General features: G+C 54.6%; 15 protein-coding genes and 1 pseudogene. 4 read left to right on the forward strand and 12 right to left on the reverse strand.

All coding sequences use genetic code 11. The features are described 5' to 3' along the window. The first annotated feature begins 100 nt into the window (after positions 1–100). Positions 101–949, forward strand: coding sequence for a LysR substrate-binding domain-containing protein (locus tag GTGU_RS03160; protein WP_038154180.1), 849 nt, complete (start codon positions 101–103; stop codon positions 947–949). Here the strand turns inward: GTGU_RS03160 and GTGU_RS03165 are convergent. Further along, positions 936–2,444, reverse strand: a complete 1,509-nt coding sequence (locus tag GTGU_RS03165; protein WP_038154181.1) for a carboxylesterase/lipase family protein — start codon at positions 2,442–2,444, stop codon at positions 936–938. The two genes, GTGU_RS03160 and GTGU_RS03165, sit on opposite strands and share 14 nt — an antisense overlap. Positions 2,445–2,485: 41 nt before the next feature. Beyond that, positions 2,486–3,829 carry a 2-oxoadipate dioxygenase/decarboxylase HglS gene (gene hglS / locus GTGU_RS03170; protein ID WP_038154182.1) on the reverse strand — a complete coding sequence of 448 codons (1,344 nt, stop codon included), beginning with the start codon at positions 3,827–3,829 and terminating at the stop codon, positions 2,486–2,488. A 213-nt stretch (positions 3,830–4,042) separates the two neighbouring features. Between hglS and GTGU_RS03175 the strand changes: the two genes are divergently transcribed. Beyond that, entirely contained in the window at positions 4,043–4,966 is a 924-nt protein-coding gene (locus GTGU_RS03175) for a LysR substrate-binding domain-containing protein (protein WP_038154184.1), read from the forward strand. Between the two features lie 45 nt (positions 4,967–5,011). Here GTGU_RS03175 and GTGU_RS03180 read toward each other — a convergent pair whose 3' ends face one another. The 5 genes and pseudogenes from GTGU_RS03180 to cybB all read right to left on the reverse strand — a co-directional run bounded on the left by GTGU_RS03180 (position 5,012) and on the right by cybB (position 12,145). Continuing rightward, the gene (locus GTGU_RS03180) at positions 5,012–6,697 is read right to left on the reverse strand and encodes a methyl-accepting chemotaxis protein (protein WP_038154185.1); all 1,686 of its coding nucleotides are present in this window, start codon (positions 6,695–6,697) and stop codon (positions 5,012–5,014) included. 157 nt (positions 6,698–6,854) lie between these two features. After that, the gene (locus GTGU_RS03185) at positions 6,855–7,973 is read right to left on the reverse strand and encodes an S-(hydroxymethyl)glutathione dehydrogenase/class III alcohol dehydrogenase (RefSeq protein ID WP_038154186.1); all 1,119 of its coding nucleotides are present in this window, start codon (positions 7,971–7,973) and stop codon (positions 6,855–6,857) included. Between the two features lie 113 nt (positions 7,974–8,086). After that, a pseudogene (dosP, locus tag GTGU_RS03190) lies at positions 8,087–10,508 on the reverse strand (oxygen-sensing cyclic-di-GMP phosphodiesterase DosP). 255 nt (positions 10,509–10,763) lie between these two features. After that, positions 10,764–11,390, reverse strand: a complete 627-nt coding sequence (gene ycaC, locus GTGU_RS03195) for an isochorismate family cysteine hydrolase YcaC (protein WP_038154187.1) — start codon at positions 11,388–11,390, stop codon at positions 10,764–10,766. A 224-nt stretch (positions 11,391–11,614) separates the two neighbouring features. Continuing rightward, complete coding sequence (cybB, locus tag GTGU_RS03200) at positions 11,615–12,145, reverse strand: cytochrome b561 (RefSeq protein WP_038154189.1); 531 nt, start codon at positions 12,143–12,145, stop codon at positions 11,615–11,617. Positions 12,146–12,336: 191 nt separating this feature from the next. Here cybB and gap point away from each other — a divergent pair, with 191 nt between their 5' ends. Beyond that, positions 12,337–13,338 carry a type I glyceraldehyde-3-phosphate dehydrogenase gene (gap, locus tag GTGU_RS03205; protein ID WP_038154190.1) on the forward strand — a complete coding sequence of 334 codons (1,002 nt, stop codon included), beginning with the start codon at positions 12,337–12,339 and terminating at the stop codon, positions 13,336–13,338. A 44-nt stretch (positions 13,339–13,382) separates the two neighbouring features. Here the strand turns inward: gap and GTGU_RS03210 are convergent, their stop codons facing one another. Together GTGU_RS03210 and hrpA are read right to left on the reverse strand one after the other, a co-directional pair. Continuing rightward, positions 13,383–14,183 carry a YdcF family protein gene (locus GTGU_RS03210; protein ID WP_038154191.1) on the reverse strand — a complete coding sequence of 267 codons (801 nt, stop codon included), beginning with the start codon at positions 14,181–14,183 and terminating at the stop codon, positions 13,383–13,385. A 95-nt stretch (positions 14,184–14,278) separates the two neighbouring features. Then, positions 14,279–18,178: an ATP-dependent RNA helicase HrpA gene (hrpA, locus tag GTGU_RS03215; RefSeq protein ID WP_038154193.1), complete on the reverse strand. Its 3,900-nt coding sequence runs from the start codon at positions 18,176–18,178 to the stop codon at positions 14,279–14,281. Positions 18,179–18,381: 203 nt separating this feature from the next. Between hrpA and azoR the strand changes: the two genes are divergently transcribed. Beyond that, positions 18,382–18,987, forward strand: a complete 606-nt coding sequence (gene azoR / locus GTGU_RS03220; RefSeq protein WP_038154195.1) for an FMN-dependent NADH-azoreductase — start codon at positions 18,382–18,384, stop codon at positions 18,985–18,987. 76 nt (positions 18,988–19,063) lie between these two features. Here the strand turns inward: azoR and paaY are convergent, their stop codons facing one another. The 3 genes from paaY to GTGU_RS03235 form a co-directional block, all read right to left on the reverse strand. Beyond that, the gene (gene paaY, locus GTGU_RS03225; protein ID WP_038154196.1) at positions 19,064–19,660 is read right to left on the reverse strand and encodes a phenylacetic acid degradation protein PaaY; all 597 of its coding nucleotides are present in this window, start codon (positions 19,658–19,660) and stop codon (positions 19,064–19,066) included. Positions 19,661–19,669: 9 nt separating this feature from the next. Continuing rightward, the gene (paaX, locus tag GTGU_RS03230; RefSeq protein WP_038154197.1) at positions 19,670–20,605 is read right to left on the reverse strand and encodes a phenylacetic acid degradation operon negative regulatory protein PaaX; all 936 of its coding nucleotides are present in this window, start codon (positions 20,603–20,605) and stop codon (positions 19,670–19,672) included. 72 nt (positions 20,606–20,677) lie between these two features. After that, the coding region (locus GTGU_RS03235) for an AMP-binding protein (protein ID WP_038154200.1) at positions 20,678–21,654 on the reverse strand (977 nt) is incomplete at its 5' end.

The following is a 21,654-nucleotide window of genomic DNA, read 5'->3' on the forward strand; positions in this document are numbered from 1 at the left end:
CTCGTTTTATATGCATAACTATTCAAACCGAAGCCTCTTGAAGCGACAAACGAATTGTTGTCATAATAGCCATGATTATTTTGCATAGCTGGAGTCAGTGATGTCGCGTATTGATCTGCCGCTGAATGCTGTTGAAACCTTCCTTGTGACCGCCCGTCATCTGAATCTGACCCACGCTGCGAAAGAATTGTGTCTGACACAGGGTGCTGTAAGCCGCAAAATCGCCAGCCTCGAAAACTGGTTTGGCTTTCCGTTGTTCGAACGACATGCGCGGGGTTTACATCTCTCCCCTCAGGGCAGCGCCCTCTACCCGGATCTGCTTGCCGCTTTCGGGCAACTGGTGACGGTGGCCGATCAGGCTCGTCAGCAGCAAACCGTGGTGCGGCTGAAAGCGCCGACCTGCGCCATGCGCTGGCTGGTGCCGCGTCTGGTGGCCATTGAACAGCGCTACCCGGAATTGCAGGTGGCGCTCACCACCACCACCGAACATCAGGTGAATTTCAAGACCGAACCGTTTGATGCCGCTATTGTGTTCGGACCGCATCTGAATGCGGGGGATTTGCTGTTTGAGGAAGCGTTAACACCAGTACAAAGTCAGGCCGTCATTGGTGACACGGCGTTACACGGCGTCACCTTTCTGCACCCGACGCGGGATAAAACCGACTGGTCGCTGTGGCTGTCTGCTTTTCCGCAGTCAGCGCAAGTGGTTATGCAAAAAAATCAACACTTCGACACCATGGATCTGGCGATCTCCGCTGCAATACAGGGTTTTGGTGTGGCTATCGCCGATGAAACGCTGGTGGCGGAAGATATTCGCAGCGGGCGCTTAGTGCGTCCTTATGCACTGAGTGTGAAAACCGGCGCCAGCTATCGACTGGTGATCCGTGATTCGCAAAACAAGGCGGCAGGGCTGGCGCGGTTTCGTGATGAGTTGCTTAATCCAGCGTGACGTGATGTTTCATCACTCGTTTGAACAGCGCCAGGCGGGCGCGCATAAAGCGGTTTTCCACTTTAAACCCGGCATGTTTATTCAGCCCGATACGCAGCAGGCGGTCACGCCTTCTTATGCTCGCGGGCCAGCGGATGACGCCATTTAACGTGTCGCTGGTTTTGCTGGCGGTACGGGCAAAATTGACCCAGAAATCCGCAATGTGTTCAGAAAATGCCACATCATGATCGTTAACGTAATGGCGTGACGGTTCCGCCAGCCGCAGCGTGCCAAACACATACGGCACTTCATTGCCGTGCCACGCGCCATTCAGGTAGGTCTGGTGCTCGTTCTGCGCGACATAATCAAACCAGTAACGCCAGCAGGGTTGCCCGACGCGCTGCTGCGCCTGCATCACCACATAGCCGAGCGTGGTGAACGCCATATCGCGACACACCTGCCGCCCCAGCTCAACGTCCCCTTTCACGCCAGGGTAAAGAAGCTTAATTAGCCCAAGCCCCAGACGACGCTCACGCCGCAATTTCTGGATCTGCTCCGCGAGATCGACGCCAAACACCTCCATCACGCTGGCTTCATCGCTGTTTGAACCGACAATCACCGGCATCGGGTGCTGCTTTCCGGCGAAGAACACCTCCAGCATTGGCTGCGGCAGTACCGCATCCCCGACGATGGGCGCCGGGCCGATATTGAGTGGCGCGGCCAGCGGCCAGAACACGTCAGCAGGGATCCGACGCAATTCGTCAGCAGTGGCGTTTTGCAGACCAAAATGCGCGGCGATCTGCTCACCCTTTTCCAGCGCCTTCTCCCGCGGCGTGTCCGCCAGCGTATAGCCGCTTTGAATAATCGCTTTATGGAATAAACCCACTGCTTTTGGCGAAGCCATCAACGACAGCACGCTACGGGCGCCGGCAGATTCGCCAAACAGCGTGATGTTACTGGCGTCGCCACCAAAGGCATGGATATTTTCCTGTACCCATTTCAGGGCCGCAATCTGATCGAGCAGCGCAAAATTATACACCCGCTCTGGCTCTTCTCCCTCCAGAGCCGGATGGGCAAAAAAACCGAGATGGCCAAGACGGTAATTTAGCGTGACAATGACCACCTGACGCGAGGCCAGTGCTTTACCGTCATAAGGCGGTAGCGAGCCTGCACCGAGGGTATAACCGCCGCCGTGCAGCCAGACCATCACCGGCAATGGCGCATGGCGCGCGGCAAGCGACCAGACGTTGAGATAGAGGCAATCCTCAGAAAAAGACCCCGGATCGCCGCCGCCCAGTTCCACGCAGTAATCGAGATTTTGCCAGCTCGAGGCAGAAAACTGAGTGGCGTCACGCACCGTCTGCCAGGGCTCGACCGGTTGCGGGGAACGCCAGCGTAACGGGCCGACCGGCGGCGCGGCGTAGGGAATTCCGCGCCAGACATGAATATTTTCATCGGTCAATCCCAGAACGGGGCCCTGAGCGGTCTCTGCCAGAGGTGTGGATGGATACTGCATGCTGTCTTCCTTTCACTGAACACCTCAGCAGATTACCTGTTTCAGAGCAGACCGCAACGTCGTTTGCTGCGGTCTTCCGCCTCCTGATAGAACGTGAATTCATCCAGCACTGGCGCGCCCAGTGCCTCTTCAAAGGCGATTCGGCTGGCATTGCCGTGGCTGCGGGCCTGCGTTTCATTGCCGAGATTTGACTGGAAAATGCCCGCTGCGCTGACCGGAAGAAAATCTTCATAAGTGATGGGTTGCGCGACCACCCAGCCGCGCTCAATCAGCGGCTGCGGATCGTCACCTACATGGATCGCCTGCCGGTGCGCTTCGCCTGCCGGTGTCAGACGATAGCGAAAATAGGCCAGGGCCTGACGACGCATCAGCATTTCACTGTCGGGAAAGTCTTTAAACACCTCCTGCAGATGAAGCTGGTGCGACAGGTTATCTTTCGCCGTGCCGGCTTCTCCAAGAAGTTTATCGTACAGCGCCCGCCCTTTTGGCGTCAGCGCCACGCCGCGCTGTTCAATCTCACCAAAGCGGGCGGTATGCGTCCCCAGATGTTCACCAGAAAACAGCACCGGCTCTTCCAGCGCTTTAAAACTAGTCTGCCGCAGCAGCACCGGTACTTCGCGGCGCGGCGGTCCTTCAATAAGGATTTTCGGTTCGATGCCGTATTTCGGCATTAACGCCTGCACGCGATCGATATCCAGCGTACGTGGCGTGAGATGGTTGATATGACAACCGGGGAAGCAAACCACGTCAGCGATCAGCCGGTGTTCGTCGTGCAGGGCCTGATAAGTTTGTTGATCAACCGTCGCATGGCGGTGCCAGCGGAACGTTTCCAGCGCCTCCTGTACAAACGCCTGCGCCTCTGAGGCGGAAAATCCACCCTGCGCTTCATGCTGTGTCATCAGTTCACGACAGCGCGGTGTAAAGATATCGCGCTTCGCCAGAATATCAGCAGCGCGCTGACGCAACGCGGCGTTTTCGATCAGCTCAAGGCGCAGCAGCGAAGTAAACACACGAAACGGATTACGGGCAAGCGACGCGTCGTCTACGGGACGAAATGCCGTGGAATGCACCGGTACGCCGGCCTGTGACAGATCGTAGTAGCTGACCGGGAACATCCCCATAATGGCAAACATACGGCGCAGCGTGGCCAGCTCATCTTTTGTTCCTACGCGGATCGCGCCGTGGCGCTCTACATTGAGTCGCGCCAGTTCGTCAGCATTAACCAGTTTTTCATGCAGTTGGGGGTTGTTCTCAAGTACCGCCAGATTAACGTCTGCCACCAGTTCCAGCAACGTACCGTACTGCGGAACTTCCTGCTGGTACATCTCTGACATTGCCTGCGAAAAGTATTCCCGAATCTCATCTGCCGTGATGGTGTTCGCCATGATGTCATTTCTCCAGTGAATATTACCTGGAGTGTAGAGAAGGCCGCCGTATTACGTTGAGAAGAATGTGTAAATTGTGATCGCGGATAACGTGACTGGAAAAATTTACTTGTAAGTCAAATATATCGAATGTTAATAATATTTTGCTAGCAGGTTATCAAAATTAAACAACTTTACTTGTTTCTGTCATCGCTCTGTTCTTAACATTCTGTTATGGAAAAAAAAGGTCTCTTTAGTCAGCGCATCCGTTTGCGCCATTTGCATACTTTCGTCGCCGTCGCTCAACAGGGAACACTGGGGCGCGCGGCTGAAACCCTTAACCTTAGTCAACCGGCGCTGTCGAAAACCTTAAATGAACTGGAGCAGCTTACCGGCACGCGTCTGTTCGAGCGTGGGCGTCTCGGCGCACAGCTAACGCTGGTTGGCGAACAATTTCTTACCCATGCCGTCAAAGTCCTTGATGCACTGAATACGGCCGGACAATCGCTTAACAATAAAGATGGCGCGAGCAGCGATGTCGTGCGCATCGGCGCACTACCGACGGCAGCGCTGGGCATTCTTCCGCCAGTAATCGGTCAGTTTCATAAGCAGCAAAAAGACATCACTATTCAGGTCGCCACCATGAATAACACCATGTTGCTGGCGGGGCTGAAATCCGGTGAACTTGATCTGGGGATCGGACGAATGTCCGATCCGGAGTTAATGGTCGGGCTAAATTACGAACTGTTGTTTCTCGAATCGCTAAAGCTGGTTGTGCGTCCGCATCACCCGCTACTGCAGGAGAACGTCACCCTCAGCCGCGTGCTGGAATGGCCGGTGGTCGTGTCGCCGAAAGGCACCACCCCACGGCAGAATGCCGAAGCGATGCTGCAAAGCCAGGGCTGCAAAATCCCGTCAGGATGTATCGAGACCCTGTCAGCATCGTTGTCGCGTCAGCTGACAGTGGAATTTGACTACGTGTGGTTTGTCCCTTCCGGCGCGGTAAAAGACGATCTGCGCCAGGGAACGCTGACCGCCCTGCCGGTACCCCCCTACGGCGTTGGCGAACCGATTGGCATTCTGACCCGCGTCGATACCACGCTGTCGTCGGGGGCGCAGACGCTGCTCAGCGCCATCCGCAAATCCATGCCGGTCTGAAAAAACGCGTTTGCCGGGCTTACGGCGGTAAGCCCGGCATCATGCTTAAAACGTTTCCCAGTTATCTCCGTTTGCCACTGCCGGCGTCAGCGGTTTTACCGCAGATGGTGTCGTGTTGCTGTTGCGCACAGCGCTGGTGGCCTGCAGACGAAACGCGCCAACGGCTTCCGTCAGTCTCGCCGCCTGCTCTTCCAGCGATGCCGCGGCCGCAGAGGCTTCTTCTACCAGAGAGGCGTTTTGCTGCGTGACGTTATCCATTTCGGTGATCGCCTGGCTGACCTGCGTAATGCCGCGGCTCTGCTCATCGGACGCTGCCGCGATTTCCAGCATAATGTCGGTCACGCGTTTCACCGCATCGACGATATCGCCCATGGTGGTGCCCGCCGCCACGACTTCGCTGGAGCCACGTTCAATCAGCGTGACCGACTCGCTGATTAAGCCTTCGATCTCTTTCGCCGCCTGCGCACTGCGGCTGGCAAGCGTACGGACTTCGCTGGCGACGACCGCAAATCCGCGCCCTTGTTCCCCGGCACGTGCCGCTTCCACCGCCGCGTTGAGCGCCAGGATGTTGGTCTGGAACGCGATGCTATTGATAACCGCAGTGATTTCAGAGATTTTCCGCGAACTGGCAGAGATACTGCCCATCGTGTTAACCACGCCGTTGACGATCTGCCCGCCGCGCGACGCCTTCCCGGACGCGTCTTCCGCCAGCTTGCTGGCATGATGCGCGTTATCGGCGTTTTGCTTCACAGTCGCCGTCAGTTGCTCCATACTGGCTGCCGTTTCTTCGATGGCGGCGGCCTGTTGTTCGGTGCGTGACGACAGATCAGTGTTGCCCGCAGAGATTTCACTGGTACCACGATAGATCTCCTCCGCTCCCTGCCGTACCGTACCCACGGTTTTCACCAGTGAACGTTGCATTTCCTGCAGGTCGCTGCTGAGTTTGCCAATTTCACTACGGCCGGTGGCTTCATCGGCCATCGTCAGATCGCCTTGCGCAATATGCTCAATACGATACGCGGCACGTTGCAACGGACGGATCACCGTACGGCGCAGCACCATAAAGGTCATCACTGTCAGTACCAGCGCCAGACCAAACGCCCCGACCATGAAAATCAACCCCAGCGTGGTACGTGAATGCGCCTGCGCTGTCAGCGCCTTTGCGCGATCAGTACGGATAGAGATGGATTTCAGTAGCAATTCGTTGTAGGCATCGTCCAGCGGACGCGCCTGCTCGTTTTCGCTGTTGATGATCGCTTCAAACATGCCGTTTTTGGCATATTTCAGCATCGGTTGTAAGCCGGCGATGTAAGCTTCATAACGTTTCGTCAACTCGGCCTCGAGCGCGACGTCGGCATCGGTTTTCACCCGCCGCGCCGTATACTCTTTAAACGCTGCCTGAGACTGTTTGATGCGCGTTTCCGCCTGTGCGATGTTGCGCTTCATGTCTTCCATTTCGGCGATGCGGCTGGCCGCCCCGGCATGGATCATGTTGATACGGGCTGTCCGCAGATGGTTGGAGCTGTTGGATAACCCCATTCGCACCTGGATTTCTTCGGTAACATCACGCTGATCGCTGTCGGCCTGTAGCAGGAAGTAACCTGCAAGTCCGGAACTGAGCGCAAAGAGCAGCAGAATGCCGCCCAGAATGGAGGAGAAAAGCGGAACTAACCGAATGTTATGCAAAAAACTCAGCTTTTGCGACTGGAGCTGCGCTGCTGTTTTGTCCATGACCTTGACTCTCTTATAGTAAAATGCGCACAAACACGCCCGTAAGATTGTCATCGGCTGTTTAGCGGGTTTGATTACCGCTAAAATCGCTACACAGGTCACACTTCAACATTTAATTTACGAAACGCCAACGGAATTGCTCCGCTGGCGCGATAAATCAGTTATCGCCGAAATGGATAACCGTGCGGATAGACTTACCTTCATGCATCAAATCAAAGGCTTCGTTGATCTGGTCGAGCGGCAGTCGATGCGTAATGAACGGGTCGAGACGAATCTTGCCCGCCATTGCCTCTTCCACCATGCCCGGCAGTTGTGTGCGCCCTTTCACCCCGCCAAACGCTGAGCCACGCCAGACGCGGCCGGTCACCAGCTGGAACGGACGGGTACGGATCTCCTGACCCGCGCCTGCCACCCCAATAATGATGCTTTCGCCCCAGCCTTTGTGGCAGCATTCAAGGGCCGCGCGCATGACGTTCACGTTACCGATGCATTCAAAGCTGAAGTCGACGCCGCCGTCAGTGAGTTCAACAATCACATCCTGAATCGGCTTTTCATGATCTTTCGGGTTGATAAAATCAGTGGCGCCCATTTCTTTGGCGAGGACAAATTTCTCCGGATTGGTATCTACCGCGATGATGCGACCGGCTTTCGCCTGCACTGCCCCCTGAATCACAGCAAGACCAATGCCTCCAAGACCAAACACCGCCACGGTATCACCGGCTTTCACTTTTGCTGTGTTGTGTACCGCGCCAATGCCGGTGGTCACACCGCAGCCCAGCAGACAGACTTTATCCAGCGGTGCCTGCGGGTTCACTTTCGCCAGCGAAATTTCTGCGCACACCGTATATTCACTGAAGGTGCTGGTGCCCATGTAATGATAAACCGGCTCACCGTTATAGGAAAAACGCGTGGTGCCATCTGGCATTAAGCCTTTGCCCTGCGTGGCGCGAACCGCCTGACAGAGGTTGGTTTTTCCAGATTTACAGAATTTGCATTCACCACATTCTGCGGTGTACAGCGGGATTACGTGGTCACCTGGCTTCAGGCTGGTCACACCTTCACCGACTTCCACCACAATTCCGCCGCCTTCATGTCCCAGCACTGCCGGGAATACGCCTTCCGGATCATCGCCCGACAGGGTGAACGCATCGGTATGGCAAACGCCGGTGTGGGTAATTTTCACCAGCACTTCACCTTTCTTTGGCGGCGCAACATCTATTTCAACGATTTTAAGTGGCTGGCCCGGGCCAAAAGCGACGGCTGCACGTGATTTCATATTGTCTCTTCCCTTTCTGTATAGAGTGTTGGAGGGTGCCGGGGGTATGGTAGTGTGAACAGCCAGGGCATGCAAACCGCAATGCCCGTCTGTCATTTCGGTAGGGCAATGCGTTAAAGCTTATTTTTGATTTCCGGCAGCGATTCCTGCATCCACAGGGGAATGCTGTCTGCGGGGAGTGGTCGGGAAAAATAGTACCCCTGAATGACCGGGCAATGAATGGAGCGCATAAAAGAGAGTTGTTCGTGGTTTTCCACTCCTTCCGCCACTACAGTGAGATCAAGGCTGTTGCCTATTCCGGTCATGGCCTCCAGCAGCGCTTTCTGACGTTTTTCGGTGAGGCATTTGGCAATAAAACTTTTATCAATTTTGATTTCTGAGACCGGCATGCTGGCAAGACGGGACAGACCGGAGAAGCCTGTCCCGAAATCATCAATGGAGAGACCGACCCCCATTTTTCTGATCTCATGGATCTGCAATAGCATCTCTTTATCCAGCTCCATCATCCCACTTTCGGTGATTTCAATCGTCAGCATGTCACCAGGCACCGACCAGGTTTCGAGCGCTTCACGGATAACGTCCACCAGTTGACGGTTACGCAGTTGCAGCGCCGACAGGTTGACGGAGATGGTCGGCACATTGAGTTGCAAATCCCGCCACTGCGCAATCTGCCGACAGGCTTCGCGCAACACCCAGTTGCCGATGTTTTCGATTTCACCGTTTTCTTCCGCCAGCGCGATAAAACGGTCAGGCGGTACATCGCCAAAGGTCGGGTCGCGCCAGCGCGCCAGCGCTTCGAAACCATACAGTTCGCCGGTTACCGCGAAGATCTGTGGTTGATAGACCAGCCGCAGCGTGCCGTCGGCGATGGCATGCTTCAGCGACGCCCCCATCAGCACCCGTTCGCGGATCACTTTGTTCATTTCGACATTGAAAAAACGCCAGCCCGTGCCACCGGCGTCACTACGGGAATCCATTGCGCTGAGCGCTGTGGAAATCAGGTAGTCGCGATCGCGGGTCTGCTCGTGGCTAATGCCAATACTGAGCGTCAGATGAAACGCGTGATCGTTAATCACTACCGGCTCAGCGACAATGGTTTTTAGCTTCTCGGCAAGCCAGGTGATGTTGCTAATTTCCATGTCTGTATAAACAATGACGAATTGCGTCCCTTCTATCCGGCTGAGAAACGCTTCGGTGCCGATAAGCGTCAGCAGGCGATTGGCTAAAAAAAATCACCACCTGTTCGGTAGCTGAATAGCCTGTCGCATCAATAACGTCGCGAATGTTGTCCACGGAGATAGCGAACACTGCCGGGCGATGCTCTTCGCGATCATCAAAAATGGCGTCGATATGCTGATTCAGGTAGTTGCGGTTAGGAAGTCCGGTCAGTGAATCAAATTGCACCAGCTGTTCTATCTGCAGTCGGTTGTACTCTTGCTCGATAGCCAGCGCACAGAGATGAATACTGATGTCAGCAACACGGTCGATAAAATCGAGCGTTTCTTTCCTGCCGTGAGATCGGAACGTCAGTAAACCGGTGGTCATGCCGTCACGTCGACGAATAGACATCTGGCGCTCGGCAAGGTTTTCCGTTGTCGGATCGAGCGTCGGAGACGAGGCCCAGGGAGACATGACGCCATTGTGCAGATACTGCAGGGAGACTTCCGTTCCCGGCAAAATACTTTCAATGTGATGGCAGATTATCTCACCAGTCTCCTGGAAGGATTGATGGCCGCTCATCGCCGCCAGCGTGTCCTTTTCCAGCTCTCGCAAGCGTAAATCCTCTGTAATGTCCGAAAAGGTCATTACGATGTTTTGCAGTTGCTTGTCCGCCCCGTAAACCGGACTGGTGGAGGCTTTGATCCAGATTTGCTGATCGTTTTTGCCTGACAGCAGGATTTCGTCATAATCGTGAGAATCCTGCCAGATAAGACGATGAAAACGCTCGCGGTTATCGGTCGATGAAAGTTCATCCAGCCTGAGCAGGCTATCCAGGGTCTGGGAGGCGGCTTCTTTCATGCTATAACCGAACATATCGGTAAAAGCGCGATTCATCTGCACGATGCGCCGTCCGGTATCCAGCACAATGACTGGCCTGTCAACGTGGTCTACCGCCAGGATCAGCAGGCGCTGTTGTTCCTGACGTTCCATATCAATACTGGCATCCCGAACCAGTGCCAGATAATGCAGACGGCCACCAACATCCACTTTCGACAGCGAAAAACGCGTCCAGACGGTGCTGCCGTCCTTACGTTCCAGCAGCAGTTCGCGACTCATGCCTTCGACCCGCGCTTCGCCCCCCTCGCGGTTGTGGCTAATAAAACCGGAATGGATCCCTTTTAAATAAGACGGCACCAGCCCGGAGACATCTTTTCCAAGTACCTCCTGGCGTTGATATCCCCATAGTTTTTCCGCCGACCGATTAAAAAAAAGAACCTCATCCTTTTCATTAATCAGCACCACAGCCATCATACTTTGTTCCAGTGCAGGAAAAAGAATGTTGTCGCCTGTGTAGCGCAGACTGAAGGATCTCATCACTTTCTCCCCCGCAGGGTATTAAATGTTTTACCACTCCCCGGACAGCGTTATCTGAAGCAGAGGGTCTCTCTCGCTTCGGAATGCCGACATCGCCAGTACTTGTCACTGAGTGAAATGATTCTTTTGTTCAGTTTAGGCGGATTCTGCCTGTATGTAAGAATTTATTAAATAATTGAGGTTTAAGGAAGAGCGGAGGAATAAAAAGAAGACAGGCTCCCCGCCATTGAGCGGAAAGCCTGATTAATTCATGGGTTATTTGTTGGCAAGTTTATCATAGCTGGTCATCAGGTTACGATAATCAGGAATATGATTTGAGAACAGCGTTGCCAGACCTTCAATATCATTACGCCAGTCGCGATGCAGTTCGCATGCCGCGCCAAACCAGGTCATTAACTGAACGCCAGCCTGCGACATACGATCCCATGCGGAATGACGAGTAATTTCGTTAAAGGTGCCTGACGCGTCGGTTACCACGAATACGTCGAACCCTTCTTCAATCGCTGACAGCGCCGGGAAAGCCACGCACACTTCGGTCACTACGCCGGCAATCAGCAACTGTTTTTTACCGGTTGCTTTGACTGCTTTGACAAAATCTTCATTATCCCAGGCATTAATGTTGCCCGGGCGCGCAATAAACGGCGCGTCTGGAAACATCTCTTTTAATTCCGGTACCAACGGACCATTTGGACCGGTTTCAAAACTGGTGGTCAGAATGGTCGGCAAATTGAAATACTTCGCCATATCTGCCAGTGCCAGTACGTTATTTTTAAATTTGTCAGGATCAATATCACGAACCAGGGAAAGCAATCCCGCCTGGTGATCCACTAACAATACGGCGACGTCGTTTTTATCCAGGCGAACATACGGTTTAGAAGACATTATCCTTTCCTCTTCAAAATTACGGTGTTATTTCTGCCAGCAATGCACATAATTCTGCGCGGTTCTGCTGGAGTCATTAAAATCATAGTTGAGTTGCCGGAAATCGGTAGACCGTAAATGGAGGACGCAGCGTTGCGTTTTCGGAACGATAAGTTTTTATTAGATATGTTGAATGGATATGAGGGTTCGGAGAAAGTTAAATATCCGCCCCCTCATTAAAACATTCACGAACGCTTGCGCGGCATCATTCGCAGCAGCGTGTTATCACGCCAGTAGTAGTGGTGCGCCAGTGCCGCCACGGCGTGCAGGCCGATCACCCAGTAGCCGAGGTTCGCCAGAAATTCGTGATACTCCTTCAGCGTATCGGCAAGGTCAAAGTTCGACGCTGCGGCGTGGGGCATCGAAATACCGAAGGCGATCCAAGGATTACCGCGGTTGTACATCATTACGAAGCCAATCACCGGCAGCACGAGGAACAGCAGATAAATCACCAGATGCCCGAGATGCGCCAGCCCGGTCATCATCGGTTTGGGTTTTGGCACAATCGGCGGCGCCGGACGCTTAAGGCGTATCAACAGACGCGCTACCGTCAACACGAGAATTGAAATTCCGCCGGAAACATGAACCATATTAAACGCCGGCCGATACTCGCGTGGGAAAAATCCCCTCAGTTCCATCGCGCAATAAGTCACGATGACCAGTAAAAAAACTACCCAGTGAAGGCCAATCTGTAAGCCTGAATATTTGTCACGCATAACGTTATCTCGCTGAATGAAGTTGCCGGACTAACATAACGGCCTTTTCTTAATAATTCATTAACTTTTCTGTACCAATTTTCAAACAGTTTCAGTCTGTTGCCACTTACTGGTTGCTCATTTCCATTTCGTGAACTAAGCCTGGTGAAGTGCACTATTATCGACTCGTTGAGTTATGAAGGAGAAGATCCATGAGTAAAATTGGTATTAACGGTTTTGGTCGCATTGGACGTCTGGTCCTGCGCCGTATTCTTGAAGTCAAAAGCACGGCGGACATCGTTGCCATCAACGATTTAACCTCCCCGAAAGTGTTAGCCTATCTGCTCAAACACGACAGCAACTACGGCCCCTTCCCGTGGAGCGTCGATTTCACTGAAGATGCGCTGATTGTCGATGGAAAAAAAATCACCGTCTATGCCGAAAAAGAGGCGAAAAACATTCCGTGGAAAGCGGTGGGCGCTGAGATTATCGTCGAATGTACCGGCTTCTACACCTCAGCAGACAAAGCCAAAGCACACCTTGATGCAGGCGCGAAAAAAGTACTGATTTCCGCCCCGGCGGGTGAAATGAAAACCATCGTCTACAACGTTAACGACGATACTCTGGACGCCAGCGACACGATTATCTCGGTTGCGTCCTGTACCACTAACTGCCTGGCGCCGATGGCGAAAGCCCTGCACGATGCGTTTGGTATTAAAATCGGTACCATGACCACCATTCACGCGTATACCGGCACCCAGGCACTGGTTGATGGCCCGCGTGGTAAAGATCTCCGGGCCTCGCGCGCGGCAGCAGAAAACGTCATTCCACACACCACTGGCGCAGCGAAAGCCATTGGTCTGGTGATCCCGGCACTGAGTGGCAAACTGAAAGGCCATGCGCAACGCGTTCCGGTGAAAACAGGGTCTGTCACCGAACTGGTGTCTATTCTGGATAAAAAAGTAACCGTAGATGAGATCCACCAGGCGTTGAAAAAAGCGACGGAAAATAACGAATCGTTCGGTTATACCGAGGAAGAGATCGTCTCCTCTGATGTGATTGGCTCACATTTCGGTTCGATCTTCGATGCCACACAAACCGAGATCACCGAGGCCGGTGATTTGCAACTGGTGAAAACGGTCTCCTGGTACGACAACGAATATGGCTTTGTGACACAACTGATTCGCGTGCTGGATAAATTCGCGAAACTGTAAGCCCCCTGCGGATGGCCTGCGCCATCCGCATTTTTTCCGCAGGATCACATCAGCGCACGGCTTTTCAATGCCTCCACCAGCAATGCATCATGATGCAAACGCTGCCAGGCGTCCTCCACTTCAGCAGGAATATCCACATGGCTGATAAACCCTTTGCCGCGTGGGCCATACCCTTGTGCATTGTCACGCAGACGGGGGAGTTCACCGAGGATCAGCGACAGAAAGCGTTCTACCGGCCATAACCCGGTGCTGTCGCCGCTGAAACACACTCCCTGCTCGCTATTGCGCAATACCGGTGTCAGGCCCGGATAGCTTTTCCACACCGGCGCACTGGCGCTGTCGTGCCAGACACGGGCAAAAGTCGCCATCGTACGCCGCTGCATGGTCGGATCCTGCACCACGATGCCTTCCTGACAATGAATACCGGTCTCTTCCATCATCGCGCGGGTGAATTTCGCGTTTTCCCCGCAGTTCGTCGATTTACTTTCCACCAGCATACGTTCGCGGGGAATGTTCCAGAACTGATGAGCAATATCGGCAAGGATCGCTGCTTCCGTGCGCCCGGTCGTGCGGATGCTGTTGTAACGCGGGTGGCGGGCTATCGCTGCATACAAAAATGTCGTCGAATGACCAATACCGCCGCTTATCAGCAGCGTTTGTTCGCCACTGGCAACCAACTGACAGGCGGCATCAATCGTTGGGATCACCGCGTTGCCGTTCAGCACCACCAGATCCGCCTCGCCCGGTCGCGGACGAGGATGATAGTCATTCTGCGCCAGCCACGCGCCAACGGTATTCGCAGCATTCAGCGTTGATTCGGGTAATTCCGGAAAGTTCGTCAACATAATTTTTCCTTCTTCCCACATTGAAACCACAGGGTAACGCATGCATCCTCTCAGCACAGGGGATCACTCCGAAAGCCACAACCGCGCCCGGATACTTAACTTATCTGCTCCATCGCCTGCAGAATACGCTTGTCGGAAATCGGGTACGGCGTACCCAGTTGCTGCGCAAAATAGCTGACGCGCAGCTCTTCAATCATCCAGCGGATCTCTTTCACGTCGTCATCATCACGGCGCGCTGGCGGCAGTTTGTTAAGCCACTGCTGCCAGGCCTGCTGTACGCTTTCCACTTTCAGCATTTGCGCGCGATCACGGTGCGGATCAATCGCCAGTTTTTCCAGACGACGCTCAATCGCCTGCAAATAACGCAATGTATCACCCAGTTTTTTGAAACCGTTGCCGGTAACAAACCCGCGGTAAACCAGACCGCCCATCTGCGCTTTGATATCCGACATTCCGAGCGCCATAGTCATGTCCACGCGCCCTTTCAGTCGTTTGTTAATGTTGAAGACCGTGGTGAGGATCTGCTCCACCTGCTTAGCAATCTCCACAACTGTGTCGTTCAGCTCGGCGCGAACTTTCTCATGCAGCGCGGTAAAGCCCTCTTCCGTCCAGACAGGGCCGCCTGCTCGCTCAATGAGCTTATCAACGCCACAGGAGATACAGTCATCAATCAGATCCAGCACTTTACCATAAGGGTTGAAATAGAGCCCCAGCTTGGCTTTATTGGGCAATTTTTCGTGCAGATACTTGATTGGTGACGGGATGTTCAGCAGCAATAAACGGCGTAAACCACGCCACATTGCCTGCTGCTGTTCCTGGGGGTTATCGAACAGCTTAATCGCCACGCTGTCGCGTTCATCAACCAGCGCAGGCCAGGCTTTGACCTTATAATTGCCCCGTTTTTGCTCGAAACTTTCTGCGAGCGTGCCGAAACTCCAGATGTGCAGCCCGCTTTGTTCTATACCGTCATCCGCTACCGCAGACAGGGTTTCCTGAACTTTCCCTTTTAACTCGTCTTTCAGCGTCGTCAGGCTACTGCCTTCCTGAAGTTTCTTATTGTTCTCATCCACCACGCGGAAAGTCATTTTCAGATGATCGGGCACCTGCTCCCAGTGCCAGTCCTCCCGGTCAACAGTAACCCCTGTCATGCGGCGTAGTTCACGCTCCAGCGCATCCAGTAATGGCAGCTCCAGCGGCGTAACACGGCCTAAAAATGCCTCTGCGTAGTTCGGTGCCGGAACAAAATTGCGGCGTACCGGTTTCGGCAATGATTTAATCAATGCGATGATAAGCTCCCGACGCAGTCCCGGGATCTGCCACTCAAAACCGCCTTCCTCGACCTGATTGAGCAGCGGCAGCGGGATATGTACCGTAACGCCGTCAGCGTCAGTACCGGGTTCAAACTGGTAGCTCAGACGCAGCTTCAGATTGCCCTGATGCCAGAAATTGGGGTAATCCAGCTTGCTGACCTTTTCCGCGCCCTCTTTGATCAGCATGCTCTTCTCAAAATTGAGCAGATCGGGCGTTTCGCGGCTGACCTTTTTCCACCAGCTGTCAAAGTGGCGCGCGGTGATGACGTCGTGGCTGATACGCTGGTCGTAAAACTCAAATAACGACTCGTCATCCACCAGAATGTCGCGACGGCGTGACTTATGCTCCAGTTCTTCGACCTCCGCACGCAGTTTCAGATTGTCGCGGAAGAAGGCGTGGCGGGTCTGCCAGTCGCCTTCCACTAGTGCATGGCGGATGAATAACTCGCGGCACAGCGCGGGATCGATCCGGCTGTAATTCACTTTACGCGCCGCGACGATCGGCAAACCGTACAGGGTGACTTTTTCTGTCGCCATCACCGCCCCTTGCGCCCGCTCCCAGTGCGCTTCGCTCCAGGAGCGCTTGATGAGGTGCTGCGCCAGTGGCTCAACCCATTCCGGCTCAATCCGCGCAGCCACGCGGCCCCACAAACGGCTGGTTTCCACCAGCTCGGCGACCATCGTCCATTTCGGCGGCTTTTTGAATAAACCGGAACCTGGGAAGATGGCGAAGCGGGCGTTGCGCGCGCCGGTAAATTCCTGCTTGTCGGCATCTTTCATGCCGATGTGCGACAGCAAGCCGGTTAACAGCGCCAGGTGGATCTCGCGGTATTCTGCGGGTTCACTATTCACCGGAATGCCCAGCTCTTTCACCACCTGCCGCAGCTGGGTATAAACATCCTGCCATTCGCGTACACGCAGATAGTTGAGAAAATCGGTGCGGCACAGGCGGCGGAACTGATTCGACGACAGCGCTTTCTGCTGTTCGCCGAGGTAGTTCCATAGATTGACGAAGGCCAGAAAATCGGACTCTTTATCGTGAAAACGACGATGTTTTTCATCAGAAGCCTGCTGTTTATCCATCGGGCGCTCGCGCGGATCCTGAATCGATAGCGCCGCGGTGATGATCATCGCCTCACGCACACATCCATGCTTTTGCGCCTCCAGCACCATGCGCGCCAGACGCGGGTCCACCGGCAACTGGCTGAGCTGACGCCCCATGGCAGTCAGTTTATACGCCGTTTGCTGTTCATCCGTGGTGATCGCCCCCAGCTCTTCCAGCAACCGTACGCCATCCTGAATGTTGCGGTTGTCCGGCGCCTCGACAAAGGGGAATGCCGCGATATCACCCAGACCCAATGCTGTCATTTGCAGAATGACGGATGCAAGGTTGGTACGCAGGATCTCCGGATCGGTAAATTCCGGGCGTGACAGGAAATCGTCTTCCGAATAGAGACGAATACAGATCCCTTCCGAAACACGTCCGCAGCGGCCCTTACGCTGGTTTGCCGATGCCTGAGAGACCGGCTCGATCGGCAGCCGCTGAACTTTGGTACGGTAACTGTAGCGACTGATGCGCGCCGTTCCGGGATCGATCACATATTTAATGCCCGGGACCGTCAGCGACGCTTCAGCAACGTTGGTCGCCAGTACGATCCGCCGCCCGCTGTGGGGCTGGAACACGCGGTTTTGCTCACTGTTCGACAGCCGTGCGTACAACGGCAGGATCTCCGTATGGCGCAGTTCCAGCTTAGCCAGGGCATCCGCGGTGTCACGAATTTCACGCTCGCCGCTCATGAAAATCAGAATGTCGCCAGCGCTTTCGTGACTCAGTTCGTCCACTGCGTCAAAAATTGCCTGTAACTGATCCCGCTCGGTGTCGTCCGCCTCTTCCACGATAGGCCGATAGCGCACTTCCACCGGATAGGTGCGCCCGGAGACTTCAATCACTGGCGCATGGTCAAAGTGACGTGAGAAACGCTCCGGATCAATAGTCGCGGAGGTGATGATTACTTTCAGATCCGGGCGACGCGGCAGGAGTTCTTTCAGGTAGCCAAGCAGAAAATCGATGTTCAGGCTGCGCTCGTGCGCTTCATCAATAATAATGGTGTCGTACTGCATCAACAGCCGATCCTGCTGGATTTCCGCCAGCAGAATACCGTCGGTCATCAGCTTGACCATGGTGTTATCGCTGAGGCGATCGCTGAAACGGACTTTGTAGCCGATGCACTCGCCCGGCTCGCTCTGCAGCTCTTCGGCAATACGGTTAGCCACCGTCCGCGCTGCCAGACGACGCGGCTGAGTATGACCAATCAAACCTTTAATGCCGCGCCCCAGCTCCATGCAGATTTTTGGTAGCTGTGTGGTTTTACCGGAGCCGGTCTCCCCTGCCACAATCACCACCTGGTGGTCGCGAATAGCCCTGAGGATGTCTTCTTTCTTCTGGCTGACCGGCAAGTTGTCCGGATACGTAATATCCGGACGCGCGGCGGTACGCAGCAGGACCTTACCGGCTGCCTGTTCAATCTCTTTGGCCAACGCCTGGAAAATGGCCTGTTGCGCTTCAGGATTTTTAACCTTCTTCGCGCCCTGCAGACGGCGGGCAAAGCGCTGTTTATCGCGCAGCATCAGACCATCAAGCTGGTGGTGGAGGGAAGCGACGGTGAGTTTATTCTGTTCTGTCATAGTGTTATCGGGCAGCGCACTGCCGGAAAAAGGCTTACGTCATTGTTCGTTATAGAGTACCACATTCGCGCTTTTCGTCTCTTGTTCAATAATTTCGAACAATGACTTCGATATATTGCGCTATCCATGTGGCAGGATTGTGAATAAAGTGTCATCAAGCAACAGGGCACGGGCCCGTCAATCTGATAATTAAGGAATCACCCATGAGCAAAGTATTAGTTCTCAAATCCAGTATTCTGGCAGGGTACTCACAATCTGGTCAGCTGACCGACTATTTTGTTGAACAATGGCGTGAGCAGCATCCGGCTGACCACATCACCGTTCGCGACCTGGCTGCCAATCCGATTCCCGTTCTGGATGGTGAACTGGTGGGTGCTATGCGTCCGGGCGATGCGCCGCTGACCCCGCGTCAACAGGAAGCACTGGCGCTCTCTGACGAGCTGATTGCTGAACTGAAAGCGCATGATGTTATCGTGATCGCCGCACCGATGTACAACTTCAATATTCCGACGCAGCTGAAAAACTATTTCGACCTGGTTGCCCGCGCCGGTGTGACCTTCCGCTACACCGAAAACGGTCCGGAAGGTCTGGTGACGGGTAAACGCGCTGTCGTGCTTTCCAGCCGTGGCGGGATCCATAAAGATACCCCGACCGACCTGGTCGCTCCGTACCTGAAACTGTTCCTTGGTTTCATTGGTATTACTGACCTGAACTTCGTGTTCGCCGAAGGCGTGGCGTACGGTCCGGAAGTGGCAGCGAAAGCGCAGTCTGACGCAAAACTGGCTATTGACAGCTTCGTCGCTGCTTAAGATCTCCCCCTCTCACCGCCCGGTGGGAGGGGTTTTATTTCCCCAATGTTTCCGCGTTACCATTAAGCCGCCGCATTCAAGAGGCTGACTTCGGCCGCAAATTCTCATCAAATACCAGTCTCTGACGACCAGCTTCGACTTCGCGCAGCGGTTCCACCTGATGCAGGGTTAACTTGCAACGTTCCACCAGTACCTGATATTCGCGTGTGCCCTGCTTTTTCCAGGCTATCTCCTGCTCGCTCAGCGCGCGGGTAGCTTTAGCTGGACTACCGATAATCAAATGGTCGGCCGGCATTTCGGCCTTTGCTTTCACAAACGCTGCAGCACCGACAATGCTGTTCTCGCCGATGACCGCCCCGTCCATCACGACCGCGTTCATACCCACCAGCGCGTTACGGCGGATAATACACCCATGCAGGATTGCGCTGTGGCCGATATGCCCGTCTTCCTCAACTATTGTGTCCTGCTCCGGAAAGCCATGCATTACACAATTATCCTGAATATTGGCACCGTCTTTTACCACGATGCGACCAAAATCGCCGCGCAGACTGGCGTTCGGTCCAACATAGACACCTTTACCTAAGATCACATCGCCAATCAGCACCGCCGTGGGATGCACATAGCTTTCCTCAGGCACCACTGGCGTCAGACCATCGATTTGATAGACAGGCATCACGCCTCCTTAATTGAAATGCAGGCCACCAAAGCGCTGATAAAACAGACTGCCCGGTTGCGGTAATTCACCAACCGAGGTTTCCGCTTTTTCGCTCACCCAGGCCAGCGCGCCAGCGGCGACACGTTGATAGATATTAATACACAACTGCCGCGCCGCCTGCCCGGTCCAGTGCGCGGGTAGCAGCACCTCGGGCAGCAGCGGGTCTTTCAGCACCACGCGGCGGTAAAAATGGATCAGCAGTAACTGGATATGGAAACAACGCTCAGGGGTAAGCTCGCCTGGCGCAGCCTCCCGCAACAGCGGCAACAGTGGCCGGAAAGAGTCGATAAACGCATTGTACATGATGTTCTGTTCGCTGAGTTGCCAGCACTCTTCCACCCGCGCGCGCAGGGCCGCCACCGACATCGCCAGCGGCGAGTGCGCCTCAAAACAGATCACGTTTTCCGCTACGCCCGCCTCGTGCAACAGCGCCTGCACATCGGCCAGTTTTTGCGATGGCGACGCCATCAGGCTCGGCGCCAGCGTGCCGAAAACCTGCCAGATCAATTGTTTTTTTACATCCGCGAGCGTGGATTTATCCAGCCCTTCTGACAGCAGCAACAGCCATGTGCCGTCCCAGGCCGGTTGTTCCGCACGGTAAATTTTACCCTCCGCGCGGCGCGTCAGACGCAAGCCTTTATCGCTCAGCCGGTAGTAGCTGCGACGCCCGACGCGATCGACATCCAGCCAGCCTTCTTTGTTAAGGCGAAACAGCGCGGTGCGCACGAAGCGCTCGCCAAAACCAAGCCCTTCCAGTAATGCGGCCAGGCTGCCAAGCCAGATTTCGCCGCCGCGGTGCGACAGCGCATCACCATACAGCGACGAAATTAGCGACGTCCCACTGATGGGTACGGAAGAGACTGCCTGTTGAATAAACACGTCAAGTCTGCTCATCTGATTCATTCTTTTATCTTTTTTATCCTGGATGAATCATAGCATATTGCCCCCACCGTCAGGCGAGGGGCATAACAGTGATTACCCGTTAGCGGCAACTTTACGCAGGTCGAAGACCCGGCAGGCCTTGCCTTCAGAGCGCGGAATACTGCCGCAATTGACAATGGTGACGTCGGTCGAAATGCCCACCATCGACTTAATGCGATGACGTAAGTTATGACACACCTGGCAGCGCTGCTCATGCGACAGGCTGAGGCTGCTCTCTTTTAGCTCCACGCGCACCGAAAGTGAATCAAGATGCCCGCGACGATGCACCTCCAGCTGGTAATGCGGCGACAGATGCTCGAACTTAACGATCTCCTCTTCCAGTTGTGACGGGAAGACATTGACTCCACGAATGATCAGCATGTCATCACTGCGACCGCTGATACGGTCCATACGCCGCATTGAACGTGCGGTGGCGGGTAACAGACGGGTGAGATCGCGGGTTCGGTAACGAATCACCGGCAGCGCTTCTTTAGTGAGGGTGGTAAACAGCAGTTCGCCCTGCTCGCCATCATCCAGCGGCGTACCGTCGTCCGGGTTAACGATTTCCGGATAGAAATGATCTTCCCAGATAGTCGGGCCATCCGTGGTTTCGATGCACTCCATCGCCACCCCCGGCCCCATGACTTCCGACAGGCCATAAATATCCAGCGCGGTAATGCCGAGACGGCGCTCAATTTCGCTACGCATTGCGCAGGTCCACGGTTCCGCACCGAACACGCCAACGCGCAGGGAGCACTGGCTGGCGTCACCGCCCATCTGCCGCTCCAGCTCTTCAATCAGGTTCAGGCAATAGGATGGCGTCACCATGATCATGTCAGGCTGAAAATCACGGATCAGTTGCGCCTGTTTCTCGGTCTGGCCGCCGGACATCGGGATCACCGTCGCGCCCAGGCGTTCCGCACCATAGTGCGCCCCCAGACCACCGGTAAACAGGCCGTAACCATAGGCGACATGAATTTTATCTTTTGCACTGCCACCCGCCGCACGCAGGGAGCGCGCCACAATATTGG

The sequence above is a fragment of the Trabulsiella guamensis ATCC 49490 genome (assembly GCF_000734965.1).
GTDB lineage: Bacteria > Pseudomonadota > Gammaproteobacteria > Enterobacterales > Enterobacteriaceae > Trabulsiella > Trabulsiella guamensis.